Raw genomic sequence first — 19,307 nt, 5'->3', positions numbered from 1 at the left:
GTTTATTATGCGTGTATCTACTGCTCAGTTTTATCTGCAAAGCTCGCAAATGATGGGTAATAAAAGTGCAGAGGTTAATAACCAAATGGCGCATATATCCAGTGGTTTGCGTATACACACTGCCAAAGACGATGCCGTTGCATATGGCACATTATCAGGTCTAAAAGATGATTTAGCCAATATTGAAAAATATAAGCGTAATATTACTATGGCCGAGAGTGATAATAACTTACAAGAAGTTATTTTTGCTGATACCGAGCTAGTATTAGATAAGATTAAACAAGATATGCTTTTAGCTAATAATGGCCGCATGTCTAGCGAAGACTTGCAGACCTTAGCTAATCAGGTCAGAGATAGCTTTGATCAATTACTTGATATTTCTAATACACAAAATGAAAACGGAGACTATATCTTTGCTGGTTACCAAACCGACTTACGCCCGTTTAGCCAAAAAGTTGACGGGTCCGTTGTTTACAATGGTGATGCAGGGGTAAACCAATTACAAATATCAAAAAATATTAATATTCCAACTAACCAAGCAGGCGACGCTTCTTTTTTAACGGTTAATAACGCATTAGGCGACTTTGCCGCTCACTATAATGCTAGCCCAGCTAATACCTCAGGTGTTGCTGTTGAAAGTGCCAAAGTGGTTGACCGTGACGCATATAACAGCAGTGTTTTACCCCATGAATATACATTCGATTTTGACGCCACCACCAATAACTTAACGGTAACTGATAGCGGAGGCAATGTGGCTTTTCCCGTAGCACCTGCAGTACCAGCTCCCTATGAAGCGGGGCAAACAATTACCTTTGACGGCATTGCCGTTACTTTAAGTGGCAATCCATTGCCGGGTGAAAGCTTTGTTATTAACGAACAAGAAGAGGTTAGCATCTTTGAAACCGTTAATAGCGCCATTGAATGGATGGAAAAAGGTGTTATGTCAAGTGACCAAGAGCAACACCAAGTTGACTATAACACCTTGCTTAACCAACTTAATGAGGCCATGGGGCATATTACTTCAAGGCGCGTTGACGCAGGTGTGCGCTTGCAGGTACTGGAAACTCAAAAAAACAGGCACTTAGATACCGAACTAGCAACGGCAACGGATAGAGGCAAAATAGAGGATCTAGACTTTGCAAAAGCTATTTCAGAGTTTGAACAGTCAAAAATAGCGCTACAGGCATCACAGCAAACGTTTAGTAAGGTGCAAAATTTATCCCTATTTAATTATCTTTAACCGGAAGATGAAAGTTTTTATCTGATTTAATAAAAGTGGCATTGTTTATGCTTTATTTATAATCAGTAACAACAGGTAACCAATAACCGTCGGTAGGTAACTATCACCATTATTGTTATCAGTATTTCTTAATAAGAAGAGTAAAGAGGCTTGCTGAACAAGCTTCTAATAAATAATTTCATACATTAGGAGTTTATTATGGCTTTATCAGTAGTAACCAATACAGCGTCAATAAATGCACAACGAAACCTAACGAAGTCGGGTGATGGACTTGCAACCTCAATGCAACGTTTATCATCAGGTATGCGTATTAACAGCGCCAAAGATGATGCGGCAGGTATGCAAATCGCTAACCGTTTAACCTCACAAGTGAATGGTTTAGGGGTAGCACAACGAAATGCTAACGACGGTATTTCAATGGCACAAACAGCCGAAGGTGCTATGCAAGAATCAGCAGCAATTTTACAACGTATGCGTGATTTAGCACTGCAATCAGCGAATGGCTCAAACGGCGCTGAAGACAGAGCTGCCCTACAAAAAGAAGTAGGCGCACTACAGCAAGAATTAACCCGTATTGCTGAAACCACTAAGTTTGGTGCTACCAGCTTATTAGATGGCACTTTTGGCACTAAACAGTTTCAAGTTGGCGCTAACGCTAACGAAACAATTAATGTAACTTTAGGTAATATGGCGGCTGACAATATTGGTGTGAATGAAATTAAAGGCCCAGGCACTGCAGCGTCAACAGGTATTGGTGATGTTCAAACAATAGCATTAGCAGCTAACATGAACACGACCGGCGACACTATTAATATTAATGGTGGCGATGTTACCTATAGTGCTGGTAGTGGTGCAGCGACAATCGCTGACAAAGTTAATGCTGAAGCTTTAGGGGTGACAGCCGAGGCGAAATTAGTGACGACTATTTCAGGGATTGACGCATCGAGTAATTCTGAAATTAGAATTTCTAAAAATGGCGCTGAAGTGGATAGTTATGACTTAAGTACCTTTGGTGGTGATTCTGAGCGTTTGGCTGAAAAAATGCAAGCAGATGGTTATGACGCCGTTTATGATAAAGATACTGATACTATCAATTTTATAGCTACCGATGTTGACGGTATGGAGGCGGTTGGTACTGGCGATACCAGTGGTTTTCAAATTGGTGGTCAAGCGGTTGCGTCAACTGCAGGGTCACTAAGTGTGTCAGCAGAGCTTAACTTGTCCTCATCATCTAAAATTGGTGTTAGTGGTACCACAGCGAATGAAATTTTAGGTACTGGTACCGCAGCTGTTCAATCAACCGGTGGTGCAAGTGGGTTAACAAGTGTTGACTCCCTCGATATTTCCGGCGTTGATGCAACTGGCGCGCAAAGTGCTATTAAAGCGATTGATGCAGCACTTGCTCAAATAGACTCAAGCCGAGCTTCGTTAGGTGCGGTGCAAAATCGTTTCTCTCATACCATTAGTAACTTAGCTAACGTGGCTGAGAATGTATCAGCGTCACGAAGTCGAATTGAGGATACAGATTTTGCTGCTGAAACAGCGACAATGACCAAAAACCAAATATTGCAACAAGCAGGTACAACCATGTTGTCACAAGCAAACCAAATACCGCAAGCAGCCTTAAGTTTATTAGGCTAGCTTATGTAATGTTGGTTATTACGAGCAGTATTTTTTATTTTTAATAAAGTTACTGTTATACGTTAATCGATGCATGTGTATTTATTAAAAGGAAACCTTTATAGGGTTTCCTTTTTTGTTTTGGTTATTTATTTTTTCAAAGCTTAACTGTAATTTTTGTATTTATATCGATATAAATACAAAAATAAATACAACAAGTGAATTATCGAGGGTCAATACTTTGACTGAAAAACAAAATAAGTAATATATCCCCTTCGCACCTAATGCTGTCGTCCTTACTGTAACTTAAGTTTAGCCTTACTTTGTTGTTTTTATTGTTGTTTTTAAAGTTGGCTCGGTTTTTGATTGTATATAAGGCTAGTAAAGGGGCTTTATTTAATAAGCTTCTAAAGCGTACTATTAGGAGATTATTATGGCTTTATCAGTAGTAACTAACACACCATCACTTAACGCTCAACGAAATTTAACTAAATCAGGTGAAGGTTTAGCAACATCAATGCAACGCTTATCTTCAGGTTTGCGTATTAACAGTGCTAAAGATGATGCAGCAGGGATGCAAATTGCCAACCGATTAACGTCCCAGGTAAATGGGTTGGCAGTAGCACAGCGTAATGCCAACGACGGTATTTCGATGGCACAAACTGCTGAAGGCGCGATGCAAGAATCCTCGGCTATTTTGCAGCGAATGCGAGATCTTTCATTACAGTCTGCCAATGGTTCAAACTCCGCTAGTGACCGACAGTCATTACAAAAAGAAATAGGGGCTCTACAACAAGAACTAACCCGTATTGCAGAAACAACCAAGTTTGGTGCAACCAGCTTACTTGATGGTAGTTTTGGTACAAAACAGTTTCAAGTTGGCGCTAATGCAAATGAAACTATTAACGTTACTATAGGTAATATGGCTGCCGATGATATTGGCGCACATCAAATTAAAGGTAGCGGCACTGCCGCGAGTAATAGTATTGGTGATGTTGAAGCCTCACTGTTAGCGGCAAATATGAATACAACGGGTGACACTTGGAATATCAATGGTACGGATGTAACTTTTGTTAATGGTGATGGTGCATCTACCATAGCAGCGAATATTAATGATGAGTCAACAGGAGTTACCGCTAAAGCTGTATTGTCAACCCGTATACAAGGCTTGTCTGCTTCAGATGCTGGAACGTTTAACATTTATAAAGAGGGAGCAGTGGAAGATACTTTTAATCTAGCTTCTTATGGTGGCGATATGGAGCGCCTTACTGAAGATCTGCAAGCAGCAGGCTACAATGCTGTATTTGATCAAGACTTAAATTCAGGGGCTGGCGGTATCGATGTAATAGCCACGGGGATTGATGGTTTTGAAGTTACCGCTTCAGCTGCGGGTACGGTACAAATGGGACCCCCAAGTGCTTTATTAACATCAGGCGTTGGCGCTATATCTCACTCAGCTGAATTGCATTTATCTTCGGCTGAAAAAATTGGTATTTCGGGTAATACGGTTAATGAAATCCTAGGGCAGGGGTTCAACGGTAATAACATTGGCGCTAGTGGTGGTACTAGTGCGTTAAATTCAGTAGAAAACATAGATATATCAGGTGTTACTGCAGCTGGATCGCAAGCAGCTATAGAAGTTATCGATGCGGCTTTGTCACAAATAGATGCTAACCGGGCTGATTTGGGGGCGGTGCAAAACCGCTTTACGCATACGATAAGTAACTTAGCCAACGTACAAGAAAACGTATCAGCATCACGTAGCCGCATACAAGATACCGACTTTGCTAAAGAAACAGCGGTGATGACCAAAAACCAAATATTACAACAAGCAGGTACTACAATATTATCTCAAGCCAACCAAATACCACAAGCAGCCATTAGTTTATTGGGTAATTAGCTTAGAGGTGATTTACCAAAGTTAGTGAGTAATAAAGTAATAGTTTATAAGGCCAGGCAGTTAATGTTTGGCCTTTTTTGTTTTTATTATTTTATTTTTCTGAGGATGTTATGCTGAGTATAAAGGTAAAAGTTATATTAAAACAATGTATTATGTTTTTTTTGCTGAGTGTTTGGTAGGGGTAATAATATTTTTTTGTTTTTTTTTACAAAAAACATTCAAGTTAATTTTTATACTGCCGTTAAGGTGTTTAGTACGGAGCTGTTTTAATTAATTTGGTTAATGAACGGTTTCTGATTTATACAACTAAACAATTACATTATGTAATCAGGAGTTAATCATGGCTTTATCAGTAATTACGAATACCTCATCAATTAACGCGCAACGCAACTTGAGTAAATCAAGCGAAGGTTTAGCGACTTCAATGCAACGTTTATCATCGGGTATGCGTATTAACAGCGCTAAAGATGATGCAGCAGGTATGCAAATCGCTAACCGTTTAACATCACAAGTGAATGGTTTAGGCGTAGCACAACGAAATGCTAACGACGGTATTTCAATGGCGCAAACCGCTGAAGGTGCAATGCAAGAATCATCAGCTATTTTACAACGTATGCGTGATTTAGCATTACAATCAGCTAACGGTTCAAACGGTGCAGACGACCGTGCAGCGCTACAAAAAGAAGTAGGCGCCCTGCAACAAGAATTAACCCGTATTTCTGAAACCACTAAATTTGGTGCAACTAGCTTACTTGATGGTAGTTTTGGTACAAAGCAGTTCCAAGTTGGTGCTAATGCCAATGAAACAATCAATGTAACCTTACGTGACATGTCAGCTGAAGCGATTGGTGCGCATGAAATAAAAGGTAAAGGTACTGCAGCATCAACAGGTATTGGCGATGTTCAAACACTAACCTTAGCTGCTAATATGAATACAACAGCCGACACCTTAAATATTAATGGTAAGGATGTGTCTGTTGGTGCTGGTGATGGTGCCGCGACTATTGCTGACAGTATAAATGGTGCAGCGACAGGTGTTGTTGCCGAGGCAAGTTTAAATACAAAAATTGCTGGTATTGACTCAAGCAGCTCATCTACCATTGAAATTTCTAAAGGTGGAACAGCGGTTCATGAGTATGACTTAAGTAAGTTTGGTGGCGACTCAGCCCGTTTAGCTGAAGAAATGCAAGCAGATGGTTATGATGCTGTTTATGACAAAGACACTGATACTATTACCTTTAAAGCAACTGATGTTGACGGTATTGAGGCAACGGGTACAGGTGATACCAGTGGTTTTACTATTGGTGGGCAAGCTGTAGCTACATTAGCTGCTGCGGTAAGTGTGTCAGCCGAGCTTAATTTATCATCGTCAAATAAAATCGGTATTAGTGGTGCGACTGCTAATGAAGTACTTGGAACTGGTGCGGCTGCTATTGCCTCTACGGGTGGTGCAAGTGAGTTAACTACGATTAAATCGATGGATATCTCAGGTGTTGATTCAACGGGCGCTCAAGCGGCAATTAAAACGATTGACGCGGCACTAGCGCAAATTGATAGCCAACGTGCAGATTTAGGTGCGGTGCAAAACCGTTTTTCACACACTATTAGTAACTTAGCTAACGTTGCTGAAAACGTATCAGCATCACGCAGCCGAATTGAAGATACCGACTTTGCTTCAGAAACTGCGGTAATGACGAAGAACCAAATATTGCAACAAGCAGGTACATCAATTTTGGCTCAGTCTAACCAGTTACCACAAGCGGCATTAAGTTTAATTGGCTAATTAAGCTAAGTGTAATTTAGGCTTAGGTTCAGCCTATAACGTTAAGAGAAAGGAAGGGGCCTATTCCCCCTTCCTTTTGTCTTTTTATATTTTGTGTTTTTTGATATACACACCACGATAATTTATACTGACTATTAACGTAATATATTCGCTGTCAAAGTGCGTGGTATGATTAAAATAGGAGCATACTATGAATATCCATAATGCTAATGAAATAGGTGGTTTAAGCTTACTCCCTGAACATAAACGCATCAGTGATCCAGTTACGCAAAATAATACTGTTGATAAAAGCTCCTCACCCATTACAACTCATGTGAACGCTAATACTGAGCAAACAGATACTCACCTCAAACCAGCTGAAACCACTCCGTCACCGTCACCTTTAACATCGGAACAACTTGATAAAGTGGCGCAACAATTGCAAGATTTTGTTGGTGAGCTGAACAGGAATATAGAATTCTCAGTAGATGAAGATTCTGGCCGGAACGTGATTAAAGTAATTGACAAAGGCTCAGGTGACTTAATTAAGCAATACCCATCTGAAGAAGTGCTTACTTTGGTGTCTAAGTTGTCAAATATGGTTGGTGGCTTTGTTGATGCCAAGGTTTAGTTCACCTTAGCTACACACTCAGCTAGAACACGAAGCTAAGTTTTATATAAATGAGTAGTTAAAGGCTAAAGAGTACAAGTTAACAATTAGGTATTAAAAGTTACGTCTTAAGGAGATTATCATGGCAGGTATTTCATTTACAGGTATTGGTTCAGGTTTACAGGTTAGCGAAATTGTTTCGGCAATCGTTAATGCTGAAAAAGTACCGTATGAGTCAAGAGTAGCTCAAAAACAGGGTGACTTTACTACAGATATCTCTGCTGTCGGTGCATTAAAGTCTGCCTTAGAAGCGGTAACAGCTTCTTTTGAGAGCCTTGGTGATATTGATAAATATCAAAACCGGACAATTTCTGGCCGTGATGACTTTGTTAGCCTAACCTCAGACAAAGAGGCTGAGGTTGGCCAATACTCAGTTAAAGTTGAAGCGTTAGCAACTCAGCATAAATTAATGTCATCAGCCATGGGGGCAACAGAAGAAGTAGGTGAAGGCACGCTGTCGATAACCTCAGGTGATAATGCGTTTGATGTTGTGGTGTCGGGTACAGCAACATTAAGTGATGTTCGTGATGCCATCAATGATAATGCTGATAATACATCCGTTAGTGCCACCATTATAACCGATGCATCAGGACAACATTTAGTCTTAAATAGTAAGCAAACAGGGGTTGATAATGCTATCACTGTCGTTGCTGCAGAAGCGAGCAATAAGTTAACTTCAACCGCAGGCTTTGCTAATACAGATACGGTTGGCTCAGGAACGCTATCGTTTGGCTCAGGAAGCAATAATTTTGATATCGCAGTAGGCGCTGCAGACACTTTATCAGATATTGTTACTGCTATTAATGAAAGTGCCGATAATACTTCAGTGGTGGCTAGGATCGTTACTGATGGCACAGGCCAACATTTAGTGTTTAATTCTATTGAGCCAGGAGCTGCTAACGCAGTAACAGTGACAGCAACAGACGATGATGGTAATAACAGTGATGCTACGGGAATTTCTCAATTTGCCTCTGCTAATATGGATACTCCTAGTGTTTCTAACAGTGATAATACCGGGTTATCTCGCTTGACATCTGCCGCAACCAATACGCTCACTTCGGCCAATAGCTTTGCATCAACTGACACCGTTGGCTCGGGCACATTATCCTTTAGCTCGGGTGGTAATAGTTTTGATGTAACTGTTGGGGCGTTTGATAACCTATCTGACATTATGAAGTCAATTAATGACAGTAGTGAAAATAGCTCGATTAAAGCCAGTATTGTTAACGACGGTGCGGGTGATTACCTCGTCTTTAATAGTAGGCAATCAGGTGGTGCGCATGCTATTACGGTAACGGCAGTTGATGATGACGGTGACAATAGCGATATGGCAGGGCTTTCACAGTTTAGCTCTGCCAACCAAGTCGCGACCGCAAATCTTGATAATATGACACAAGTTGATACCCCTACAGATGCTAAAATTACTATTGATGGCACCATCACGGTTACTAATAGTAGTAATGTTTTTGATTCTGTAATTGATGGAATAACTATTACAGCAAACAAGGCACACGGCCTTGATGATGACCTTAGTAAAGTGTCAGTTACTGAAGATAATAAAAATGTTGCTGCAGGTATTAATACCTTTATTGAAAGCTTTAATGCCTTGGTTGACTTAACGGATCAGTTAGGTAAGTCAGGGTTAAATGCCGATGGCGAGTTAGAGAGTGCTGGCGCGCTAGCAGGTGATGCTATGCTACGTGGCGTCATGTCTAAAATACGAAGTCAGTTTAATAAAGGGTTTGATACCGGTAATGGTGATACATTAACCTTGTCTCAATTAGGTGTTCGTACCGAGCGTGATGGTAAGTTGAGTTTTGATTCAGACACGCTTGACGAGTTAATAAAAGAGTCACCGGATCAAGTGCAAAACTTTTTCTTAGGCGATGAAGGTGATAATGGTTTTGTCAAAGATATGGAAACCTTTGTCGGCTTTTATACTGACGCTAGTGGTGTACTTAGTCAAAGAATTGAAGGTAAAAATAATCAAATAGACAAGTTAACTAGTGATCTAGAAGGCTTTCAATTAAAAATGGCGTCGTTAGAATCAAGGTTATATGCGCAATATAATGCGATGGATTTAATGGTTGCTCAAATGAACTCAACCAGCTCCTATTTAATGTCGCAATTAGAGAACATGCCCGGCGTGGTAAAAAGCTCTAGTTAACAATTAACCCGCAGCAATTGTGCTTTTTGAGCTACTATTGCTGCTAATCACATCGAGCGAATGCTGCTTTAATCATTACTCCCACAGTATTATTTTTTTAGTCAATTTTTAGATGAATTATTTACACTACCATTTAATGTTGACATAAAAATGTAATAGACGCCAAAATAACCACACCATACCTTATATATTATACGTTTTTCAGTGCACAAGCCTGTAAAGTTAGTACGGCACAGTGACAATGCCCCTTAATTTAATAAAGTCATGCCAGTGTTGCCTTGGTATTAAATTTGCTTGGTATATTGTTTATATCTATGTGACACTAATAGTTACAAGCAAACGCAAGCAATCACTAAACCTTACTTTGTTTTAGCAAGGTAATGACTCTAATGTTTAAGTGATTAATTCATAATAGTTAAAACTTAAGCCGGAGATATTAATGGAAGACCCATCAATTACAATTCAAAAAATGTTAATGCAAGCAACACTGAATGCAAACCTAGATGCGTTAAAAGTTTATATTCCTGAAATCTATGAAGAGTTTAAAAATTATCAGCCAGAAAGTGCGGGGGTAGCTATTGATGAAAATGGCCAAGCTAATTTATTTAATAACGACGCATTTGTTTATAACGATCCCAAAGCACATGCTAAAGAACAGGTTGCTTTATTTATAAAAGATCCTGCCATGATGACCTACACTCTAGAGCATCAAGAAGATAAAGATATCTACTTTGACCATGCGCACATATTAAAAAAGATACTCAACAAGCGAAAGAATGATGTTAAAGATACGCTACACAGACCCATTGATGAAGATAGAATAGACTGCGTTTGTATGATTGGTGCGGGTTTAGGTTATCAAATAGAAGCATTATTTAATCAAAAAAGCATTGTTAATTTCTTTTTATACGAGCCGTCTAAAGATGTTTTTTATGCCATGTTACATTGTATTGAATTAAGAGTTATTCTTGAGCAATGTATTGCTTTAGGAGGTGCGTTTACAGTACGGGTTGGTGGCTCGTCAGCAGGTGTGATCAATGCTATTTCTAAGATGCTTCACCAACAAGGTCATTTCAACTTAAGTAGAATGTTCTTTTTCCGACACTATTTGAGTGACACTACGGAAGACACGGTAAAGCTTATTCGTGAAATAGGTCACCGTTGGACTGCTGGTTGGGGCTTTATGGAAGATGAAATTATTAGTATTTCCCATACCTTAACTAATATACAAGCGGGTTATAAAATTTGTAAAAAAGAAAGCTTAAATAACAATCAATTAGCAACAAAACCTGTGTTCATTGTCGCTAATGGCCCCTCGTTTGATGAATCAGTAGACTTTCTACAAAAAAACTCAGCTAACATCATTATTGTAAGTTGCGGCACTGGCTTAAAAGCACTGTTAAAAAACAACATTAAACCAGATATTCACATTGAAATGGAGCGTACAGCTGCGTTATTACCTTATATAGAGGTGATTGAAAAACAACAAGAAGATCAAGAAATAAAGCTAAAAGACATACAAATAGTTGCCCTAAATACTGTTTATACCAAGTTACTGAGTAGGTTTAAGACACCTTTGTTACTCACTAAGTTAAATGATGCGGGTGGTAAACTTATTCAGCAATATGATAAATTAAATATGTATGCAGCACCTGATTATAGTAACCCAACCGTTAGTAATACTGCATTAGCGGTTGTCACTTCACTTGGCTTTAAAAATATTTATCTTGTTGGTGTCGATTTAGGCTATAAAAGTAGTGAGCATCACCACTCAAAAGACAGTATTTATTATGACGAAGTATTTAATGAATTTAATGACGTTGTACAAGCAGATGAAAATATGCAAGTTGCCGGTAACTTTAGCGAGCTTGTTTACACCACAGATATTTTAGATATGTCTCGTGCTAACATGGAAATGTTACTGCAACTCAATCCTGATGTAATGGTGCATAATTGCTCTGATGGCGCTAAAATTCAAGGTTGTACTCCTCAACCTTTAGCCGAACTTAATTCGTTTGATGAATTTTCTGATAAAACGCAGGCTTTAGAAGCATTGTTAGCTTCTTCTTTTGACAACAAACAGTTCTCAGTAAAAAAATTAGATCGCGCAATATCTGAATCATTTAAAGAAGTCAAAGTGATACTTGATGAATTGATGAAAATTGTTAATGGTAAAATTGACGATAGAAATGATCTATCAGCAGCGTTTCATTTACAAAACAAATTACTAATGAGGCTTAAGGCACGCGACGAATATAAAGTCAGTTATTGGTTAGTACAAGGTACCTTTAGATATTTTCAGGCTTATATTATGTCTAACTGTTATTATTATGATGATGCCGCAGCGCAAAAAGAATTTATAAAGTTTAGTATAGGAGAGCTGCGTAGGCATATTAACGCGTTATATCAAGAGTTAGTGGCTTCATATAACAAACCGTCAAAAGTGTAACTAAATTGCTATCTGGCCACAAAGTAAACTAGTTTACAAAACAATACTTTAAAATTAATGATGTAGAGATAAACTATGGATCCTTTTGATTATTATAAAAAAACGTCTAAAGATGAAAGCTTAACCACAACTGAAAAATGTGGTCGTTATTTAAATCAAAGTGATGATGAACTAAATATTTTTGCCGATATTTGTACTAAGTTGCCCGCGCTAACACAAAAAGGCTCATTAATCATTGATATTGGCTGTGGCTGCTCTGATCCAGTAAAAAAGCTCATTAAAAATAGCCACACTTATCAAAACAACTTGGTACTCGTAGACAGCAAAGAAATGCTCTCGTTATTACCAGAAGTTGATAACGTATCTAAGGTTGCTGTTCAATTTCCTGATCAAGGCTTTGTTGAAAGGTATCAAAACAAAGCGGATGCAATTATTGTGTATAGTGTTTTTCATTGTGTTTATCTTGAAAGTGACTTTATTACCTTTGTTGATTCATTAGTGAAGCTTTTAAAAAGTGGCGGTTCATTATTATTGGCTGATTTACCTAATGCGACAAAAAAGAAACGTTTTTTATCATCAGAGCATGGCAAAGCATTTCATCAAGCGTGGAGTGGTGAGCAAAGTACGCCTGAAGTTAATTGGAATCAATTTGAACCAGGCAGTTTAGATGACGCGTTAGTCATCATGTTAATGATGAGATACCGTCAAATGGGCTATGAAACTTACCTTGTACCTCAAAGTAAACAGTTACCCTTTTCTAATACTCGTGAAGATATTCTCATTAGGAAATGGTAATGAAGCGTGTTTGGCTATGGCCCAAAACAGCCATTAATAGTACTACTGTAACAGACGATAAGTCGATACTTACCGCGATAGAGCGATACTTTTCTGACTTGTATGCGCCTTATAAAGTAGTTTATTTTTCAAGGGCGAGAGTCGGAATTATGGCTATATCAGCTATGCGAGAGCTGACAAGGTCACAACTAACCTTTGTACAGCCATTTTCATCGCATTGTGTGTTGTCGGCTGTTGCATATCAAAGTACGCCATCCACGACTTACCCTCAGCAATGCGAACAGCAAATAATTTACCACCAGTGGGGCAGTAAAACACTGGTTGACGAACAGCTTTATAAAAATATTTTAATTGAAGATGCAGTAGACTCTCTTATTCTCACGAACAAAAAGAGTGAGCTTTTTCCAAATAATGCACCTTTTTGCCTGATTTCCTTACCTAAAATTTGTTCTGCTTCTGTTGGGGCATTAGTGGTTTGCCAACATGATGTTGATTATTATCAGCTGATAAAGCAACGCGAGCAAATGGCACAAGCACTTGACGTACCTACGTCGTATTTGGACAACACTTGTTTACAAGAGGCGGTATTGCAAGCTAAGCCAACTTTAGCACCTAAAATAGCAAAAAGTATTGAGGTATTAATCAATAACTCGGCAAATAAAATAAAGTTAAATAGAGCGGTTATTAGGAAAAACTTTCCGCAGCTAGCACTTAATACTGGCAGTGACGATATGCGATTACCTGCTAACATTGCTGTTTCGCAAGAGAAGATAACGCACGATAGCTTATATTCCTCAGTGCCTTTTCATGTTATGGAAAAACAACGCAATGCTTTTAATTATAATCAGCAAGTTTGCTCAAAAGTATGGCTATTACCTTGTCACTCGCAGGCCAATTGGTGTTAATAGCAATGAAAGATCAGGCTAGCTTGACGCAACAAGCACATTTGTTACAAAATTTAGCTGACAAGCATTTTATTCAAGTAGTGAAACTAGCGCAAAGCCAAGTAGAGTGGGAAAACGTGTTATCGCAGAGTCAGCAAGCTTGCAGTGAATATTTGCCTTTAACTATTGCATATCATCATGATTATTTATTAACGGCAAAAAATTGTGCTTTTACGATATATGAAAATAACAACCCCGTGGCTATTTGGCCCTTAACCTTATATAAAAAAGCCAATACTATTACTTTGCAAAGTAACTGTAAAAATATAATTCCACCAGTTTTTATTGACGGTATTAGTAAAAAAATAATTAAAAAAATATATCAACAATGTTTTCATTTATTAAAAGACTTTAGTTTACATAACCATCACGACATTAAATTATCTTATAGTCCACTAGATAACATGTTATGGCAACGTACCTTTACTCCCGTTATTAAGTCGGTTGATTACCAACAATATTTAATTGCTAACCTTAGCGCTGAATTAGTGGATATACAAAAGAGCTTTAGAAAAAGCTATCGTTCATTAATTAATAAAGGGTTAAAATTATGGCAGTCTACTTTGCATACGCAAATGTCTGATGATTTACTTAAACAATTTAGAAAGTTTCATATTGAGATATCTGGTAAAGAAACAAGGCCGATTTCAACGTGGAAACTGCAGCAAAACATGGTGAATGCTGGTGAGGCCTTTTGTGTTACCTTGCATAACGATCATCATCACTTAATTGGCGTAGCGTTGTTCAATCTTAGCCCTTTGCAGGCCTCATATAGTGTAGGTGTATATGATCGTAGCCTGTTTGATTTACCCCTTGGTCATGTGGTGCAAGCTAAAGCGATTGAATACATGAAAACACTTGGTGTTACGCGATATTTTTTAGGGAATCGCCACCATAGATTTGAGCAAAATATGCCGACAGAAAAAGAAAGCGCTATCGGCTTCTTTAAAGAAGGGTTTAGTAATACTATTGATATTGAAGCAAATGCAATATTAACTTTTGATTAAGTGAGCAGCTAAAGCACTTATTGATTCACTTGGCTCTTATTTTATTAAATCTCTTGTTACAGGAGTACCACGTTTAATAGTTTTACTGGTTTTTTTACCGATAATATCGTCATAATATTTGGGAGCTAGCCCAAAGCCCGGCCTGATTCTACGAACATGTTGTGGAGTTATTATGGTGTTTTCTGCAATATCTTCAACAAAATAAAGGGATCTCCTAAATTTTTTATTTTGTATTTCTGCGGGCTTTAATTCATAGCCAGCATTACCGAGTGCTTGCCATGCTATTTTAGTTTCACGGCATAAAGCACTTAATTCATTAGGCTCAAGTGAAAACTCACTGTCAGGGCCTTTGTTATCTCTTGATAGCGTCACATGCTTCTCAATAACACTAGCCCCCAATGCTGTTGCTGTTATGGCAACAGTATTACTTAAAGTATGATCAGACAAACCTACGATAACGTTAAACCTTCTTGCTAAGTCTTGTATAGTGGCTAAATTGCTTTCTTGTACAGGCGCTGGATAAGCGCTAATACAATGCAAAATAACTAACGCTTTACAGCCAGCTTGCTGTGCGCAAGTTATGGCTTGTTCGATTTCTGCTAAACTAGCCATGCCAGTAGACATGATCATGGGTTTTAATGTTTTAGCAACATACTCAATTAGCGGCAAGTCAGTTAACTCAAAAGATGCAATTTTATAGGCAGGTGTATCGAGTGTTTCTAAGAGGTCTACGGCCGTTTCATCAAACGGGCTACTAAAGAGGGTAATGCCAATTTTTTTAGCATAGTCAAAGAGTTCTTTGTGCCATTCATAGGGGGTATGCGCTTCTTGGTAAAGTTGATAGAGGCTATAACCATCCCATAAGCCCCCTTGTATTTTAAAGTGATCGTTATCACAGTCAATCGTCATCGTTTCAGCAGTGTACGTTTGAATTTTGACTGCATCAGCGCCTTTATCCTTTGCCATCTTTATAGTTTTTATAGCGCTGTTAAGAGAACCATTATGATTAGCTGACAGTTCCGCAATAATGTAAGGGGCGTGGTTCGGGCCTATTTTTCGGTTATTAATGCTAATTTCATTGGCATTCATGGTTGAGAATCCTCATTATTTGGGTATTGATAAGGAGCACGAAGGTAACTGCTTTCGGTTAGTTTTATAAAATTTGCTTGGTTAAATAATTGTTGTGAAGCGTAGTTTTGAGGGTGAACATAAGCATAAATTTCACAACAATCAAAGCGTTTTGGTATAGCATGAATAGCTTTAAGCGCTAGTTTCTGTCGCTGCGCTTGAGGAGCGACCAAAATCGATATTTCATAGCGTTCAATGCACTTTTTTGTTGCTTGTTTATCTAGGCGTAATACGCCGAGTTTTTTACCTGCCAAACATATCAGGTACATATGGCGATGCTCCATGGATATACTTGATAAAAACCACTGTTTATGATCTTCGTATTTTATTGCTTTTGTATTACGAGAAAAACGTCTTATTTGAGGATTTGATTGCCACTGAAATATTAACGCTAAATCATCGATAGTTGCGAGTTTTAGTGTCACTTCCGGCAGAGATAATCTGGCTATCACACGTTGTGTGCCCAAACCGTCACAGCAGTTAAAACTGTTTTTAATTAATGATAAATAGGTAAAGGGTTGGCTTTCTAATGAGTGTATAGCGTCAACAACCCCTTGTATTGTTAGTGTTTGGTAATGACCTAGGTTAATAATAGCGTTTTCATTAGCCAAGCTATTGTTGACCTCTTTTTGGTTGTCGGCTAGAACAATAGCTAAAGTCGGGAGTCCTAAACTACAGCGCTCCCAGGCAGTAGTTCCACAAGCACCAATTGCTAGATCAGCGTTAAGCATCTTGTTAGACATATCATTACAATCAAGGGTGAGAGTTAGCCAAGGAAAATCTGCAATAAGTGCTTTTATGCTTGCTACATGCGGGGAGTGGCTTGCCATGATTATATCAACAGTTAACTTATGATTATTAGCGCTTTTTCTATATTTTATTAATGCATTGATAATTACTTTAGTTAGGTTTGTTGTGTCTAAACCACCTAAATTAACTAAAATATTACTAAATGAAATAATGTTTCTTGTTGCTTTTACTTGTGCCCTTTTTTGTTTGGCATTTGGAATAAGTTGCTTGAACTCATCTCTTAACACTGTGTATTTTGTGCCTAATAAAAGCTGGCAATACGGAGGAACAAGCGATAAATAATCATTTGTTTTACGATTTAACGTCTGATCAAGTAAAAAGTCAGCGAGGTGTTGTCTGTTAGCTAAATCATCAATAACCAGTAATTTCCGGTAATAGTTTTTTAACTCTTTTTGCCACTGCCAGTCAATAAGGTAATGATCAATAATGAGTAGGTCTATGGAAGTGTTTACAGTTAATACTTGTTTTTTTATCAAAGAGATGCAAGCTTTAGCATCATCCATTTGTCGCCAATTATCACTGTCTATGTCAAATGGTAGCGTAATAAGCTCTACTGGTAATTGCATTAATTTAGCAGCTAAATTATTAGGCAAGTGATTAGAAATAAAAATAATGCGTGCTAAAGGGAATGTTAATTTTAATGCTCGTGCTAAGGTTAAGCAGCGCATTATATGTCCAGTTGCTAGTACTGGCGAAGCGTCAGCTCTAAAAACAATAGTTTCCATTAACGAACCTTAAATAAAGGTTGTAATACTTTACCGTGAAATACTTGATCAAAATTTTGCTGTTTAATGGTGTCAGCTAATAAAGGTAGCACTTCACTATAAGCAGCTAATAATGTTTCAATATCTTTACTTTTGTGAGCGTAATTAAGGTTGTGGCCGCCACCAAGTAATATGTTCCGTTCAGTCATTTCTTGCAATAATAATGATTTTAACTGCCAACTTGAGTATGGTGGACAATCAAAAACTTGTAAAAATGACCAGCTAGGGTGACCGCACACCTTTAACCAATTTGGAGTTTCCATAGCGTGCAGAATTTGTTGTAGGCCTGCTATTAGCTTCTCGCCCATGGCATGAATATGGGGTAATACCTGCTCATGGTTGATTTTATTTAAGACCGCTTTAGTTGCCGCTAGTGATAATGTTTCGCCTGCAAAAGTACCCGAAAAGAAAATATCTTCCATGAGCATCATAATGTCTTTACGCCCAACGACTGCAGAAATAGGGTAACCATTGGCCATGCCTTTGCCAAACGTGGCTAAATCAGGGGTTACCCCAAAGAGTTCCTGTGCGCCTCCTGCTGAAAAACGAAAACCGGTGATCATTTCATCAAAAATTAATAAGGCACCGTGTTGATGGCATAAGTCTTTAACTTCTTGTAAAAAATTAGCCTCAGGGTAACTGCTGTTCATTGGCTCCATAATAACGGCAGCAAAGTTATTTTGTTCGAGTAATTTTTTAAGGGAATCTATGTTGTTATACGTAAAAGTATGAGTGAGTGCTTTAGTTGCCGCTGGCACACCTAAATCACGTGATGTTGAGCCAATATACCAGTCTTGCCAACCATGATAGCCACAAACAGCAATGTGGTCATTTTTAGTAAAAGCTCTGGCTAATCGTATTGCGGCTGAGGTTGCATCACTGCCATTTTTACCAAAGCGTACCATTTCGGCGCAAGGCACCATGTCGATGATCATCTCGGCAACGTCTGTTTCTAAACGGTGAGGAAGCGAAAAAGTAACACCTAATTTTAATTGCTCAATAACGGCATTATCGACTTCTTTATCGCAATAACCCAGTGAAACCGATAATAAAGCACTAACAAAATCGATATAGTGGTTACCATCAATATCCCACACTTGACAACCTTGGCCTCGTTCAATGAAAAAAGGTGATACACCATAAGGATAAGCGGTTTTAGATTTACTAAACGTTTGTGAGCCTAATGGAATGCTTTTTTCAGCGCGTGCAAGCATTTGTTGGGAATTAGTAAATCTTTTATTCATAGCCTTGCTCTTGCTGTAGTGATTTGTGCAAACCTTCATTACGTTGATAGGTGTTATTTAGCGTATTCAAGTGAGGATGTCGCTTTAGTAATGATACAACATCAGTCATAGTAAAGGTGTTATTTTTATTATACAGGCATTGATAGATTTGACTAACAAACTTAAAGTCTTCAGGCTCATCAACTGTCCAGCGTAAATGTGATAAATCAGGTGTGTGTGTGAAATTTGCACGACTAAACAACTGCGGGTTGTTGCGAATAAAAGGTGTTACATGCTCGCGTTCTGAAGGCTTTTTAGCGAGTTGATAGGCTTTCTCTAATGCATCGAAGCTAAAAACTTCAACATCTAAACCGTCAGGTAAGGTTGCGGGAGCGCAGTTTGAGCAATAGTCTACTTTTTTAGCTAAATAAAATGCGATAACGTTATCAACAACTTCAGCGTCAATTAAGGGGCAATCACCGGTAAGTCGTACAATGTGTTTTATTTTTTTATCTTGATTAACACTTTGTGCAGCGTGATAATACCGAGTAAGTACATCGTCTAAATCCCCCCGATAACAACCAATATTAAGTTGCTTGCATAATGCCTCAATAGCGTCATCACTGGTGTTATCACTTGTCGCAACAATTAACTGATGCGGTGTTGAAATGTATGACAGTCGATGCAATTGGTGCTCAAGCATAGGTTTGCCGAGTATTTTTTTTAATACTTTCCCTGGTAGTCTTGATGAAGACATACGGGCTTGTAAAACAATTAAAATATCAGTCATGAGTATTTTCCATCTTTTTATACGTTACTGATTTATGA

At 38.4% G+C, this 19,307-nt stretch carries 14 protein-coding genes and 1 pseudogene; 11 read left to right on the top strand and 4 right to left on the bottom strand.

The window, feature by feature from the left end; all coding sequences use genetic code 11:
• Positions 1-7 precede the first annotated feature (7 nt).
• The 11 genes and pseudogenes from flgL to AC0UA9_RS11230 all read left to right on the top strand — a co-directional run bounded on the left by flgL (position 8) and on the right by AC0UA9_RS11230 (position 14,554).
• Positions 8-1,240, top strand: coding sequence for a flagellar hook-associated protein FlgL (flgL, locus tag AC0UA9_RS11280; protein WP_475660098.1), 1,233 nt, complete (start codon positions 8-10; stop codon positions 1,238-1,240).
• A gap of 198 nt (positions 1,241-1,438) precedes the next feature.
• On the top strand, positions 1,439-2,881 hold the full coding sequence (locus tag AC0UA9_RS11275; RefSeq protein WP_475660095.1) for a flagellin: 1,443 nt from the start codon (positions 1,439-1,441) through the stop codon (positions 2,879-2,881).
• Between the two features lie 412 nt (positions 2,882-3,293).
• A pseudogene (locus tag AC0UA9_RS11270) lies at positions 3,294-3,704 on the top strand (flagellin N-terminal helical domain-containing protein); the annotation flags it as partial.
• 78 nt (positions 3,705-3,782) lie between these two features.
• Positions 3,783-4,760, top strand: coding sequence for a flagellin (locus AC0UA9_RS11265; RefSeq protein WP_475660216.1), 978 nt, complete (start codon positions 3,783-3,785; stop codon positions 4,758-4,760).
• A gap of 340 nt (positions 4,761-5,100) precedes the next feature.
• On the top strand, positions 5,101-6,543 hold the full coding sequence (locus AC0UA9_RS11260; protein ID WP_475660093.1) for a flagellin: 1,443 nt from the start codon (positions 5,101-5,103) through the stop codon (positions 6,541-6,543).
• A 190-nt stretch (positions 6,544-6,733) separates the two neighbouring features.
• Positions 6,734-7,153, top strand: coding sequence for a flagellar protein FlaG (locus tag AC0UA9_RS11255; RefSeq protein ID WP_475660092.1), 420 nt, complete (start codon positions 6,734-6,736; stop codon positions 7,151-7,153).
• A gap of 121 nt (positions 7,154-7,274) precedes the next feature.
• Positions 7,275-9,359 (top strand): flagellar filament capping protein FliD, encoded by a 2,085-nt coding sequence (gene fliD / locus AC0UA9_RS11250; protein WP_475660090.1) that lies wholly within the window; start codon positions 7,275-7,277, stop codon positions 9,357-9,359.
• A gap of 439 nt (positions 9,360-9,798) precedes the next feature.
• Complete coding sequence (locus tag AC0UA9_RS11245; protein ID WP_475660086.1) at positions 9,799-11,808, top strand: motility associated factor glycosyltransferase family protein; 2,010 nt, start codon at positions 9,799-9,801, stop codon at positions 11,806-11,808.
• Positions 11,809-11,883: 75 nt separating this feature from the next.
• A complete protein-coding gene (locus tag AC0UA9_RS11240; RefSeq protein ID WP_475660085.1) occupies positions 11,884-12,603 on the top strand; it encodes a class I SAM-dependent methyltransferase in 720 nt (239 codons plus the stop codon).
• Positions 12,603-13,508, top strand: coding sequence for a PLP-dependent aminotransferase family protein (locus AC0UA9_RS11235; RefSeq protein ID WP_475660083.1), 906 nt, complete (start codon positions 12,603-12,605; stop codon positions 13,506-13,508). The genes AC0UA9_RS11240 and AC0UA9_RS11235 overlap by 1 nt, the downstream gene beginning before the upstream one ends.
• Positions 13,469-14,554 (top strand): hypothetical protein, encoded by a 1,086-nt coding sequence (locus AC0UA9_RS11230; RefSeq protein ID WP_475660082.1) that lies wholly within the window; start codon positions 13,469-13,471, stop codon positions 14,552-14,554. Before AC0UA9_RS11235 ends, AC0UA9_RS11230 begins: the two co-directional genes overlap by 40 nt.
• Positions 14,555-14,590: 36 nt before the next feature.
• Here the strand turns inward: AC0UA9_RS11230 and pseI are convergent, their stop codons facing one another.
• Genes pseI through AC0UA9_RS11210 form a run of 4 tightly spaced genes read right to left on the bottom strand, consistent with a single transcriptional unit; the run spans position 14,591 to position 19,269 of the window.
• Positions 14,591-15,643, bottom strand: coding sequence for a pseudaminic acid synthase (gene pseI, locus AC0UA9_RS11225; protein ID WP_475660080.1), 1,053 nt, complete (start codon positions 15,641-15,643; stop codon positions 14,591-14,593).
• Positions 15,640-17,217 carry a UDP-2,4-diacetamido-2,4,6-trideoxy-beta-L-altropyranose hydrolase gene (gene pseG / locus AC0UA9_RS11220; protein WP_475660079.1) on the bottom strand — a complete coding sequence of 526 codons (1,578 nt, stop codon included), beginning with the start codon at positions 17,215-17,217 and terminating at the stop codon, positions 15,640-15,642. The genes pseI and pseG overlap by 4 nt, the downstream gene beginning before the upstream one ends.
• Positions 17,217-18,500 (bottom strand): aminotransferase class III-fold pyridoxal phosphate-dependent enzyme, encoded by a 1,284-nt coding sequence (locus tag AC0UA9_RS11215; RefSeq protein WP_475660078.1) that lies wholly within the window; start codon positions 18,498-18,500, stop codon positions 17,217-17,219. The genes pseG and AC0UA9_RS11215 overlap by 1 nt, the downstream gene beginning before the upstream one ends.
• On the bottom strand, positions 18,493-19,269 hold the full coding sequence (locus AC0UA9_RS11210; protein WP_475660076.1) for a cytidylyltransferase domain-containing protein: 777 nt from the start codon (positions 19,267-19,269) through the stop codon (positions 18,493-18,495). Before AC0UA9_RS11210 ends, AC0UA9_RS11215 begins: the two co-directional genes overlap by 8 nt.
• Positions 19,270-19,307: the final 38 nt, after the last annotated feature.

The organism is Colwellia sp. F1 (assembly GCF_056238625.1).
The sequence above is the reverse complement of the archived record's forward strand: the minus strand, read 5'-3'. Positions and strand labels throughout refer to the sequence as shown.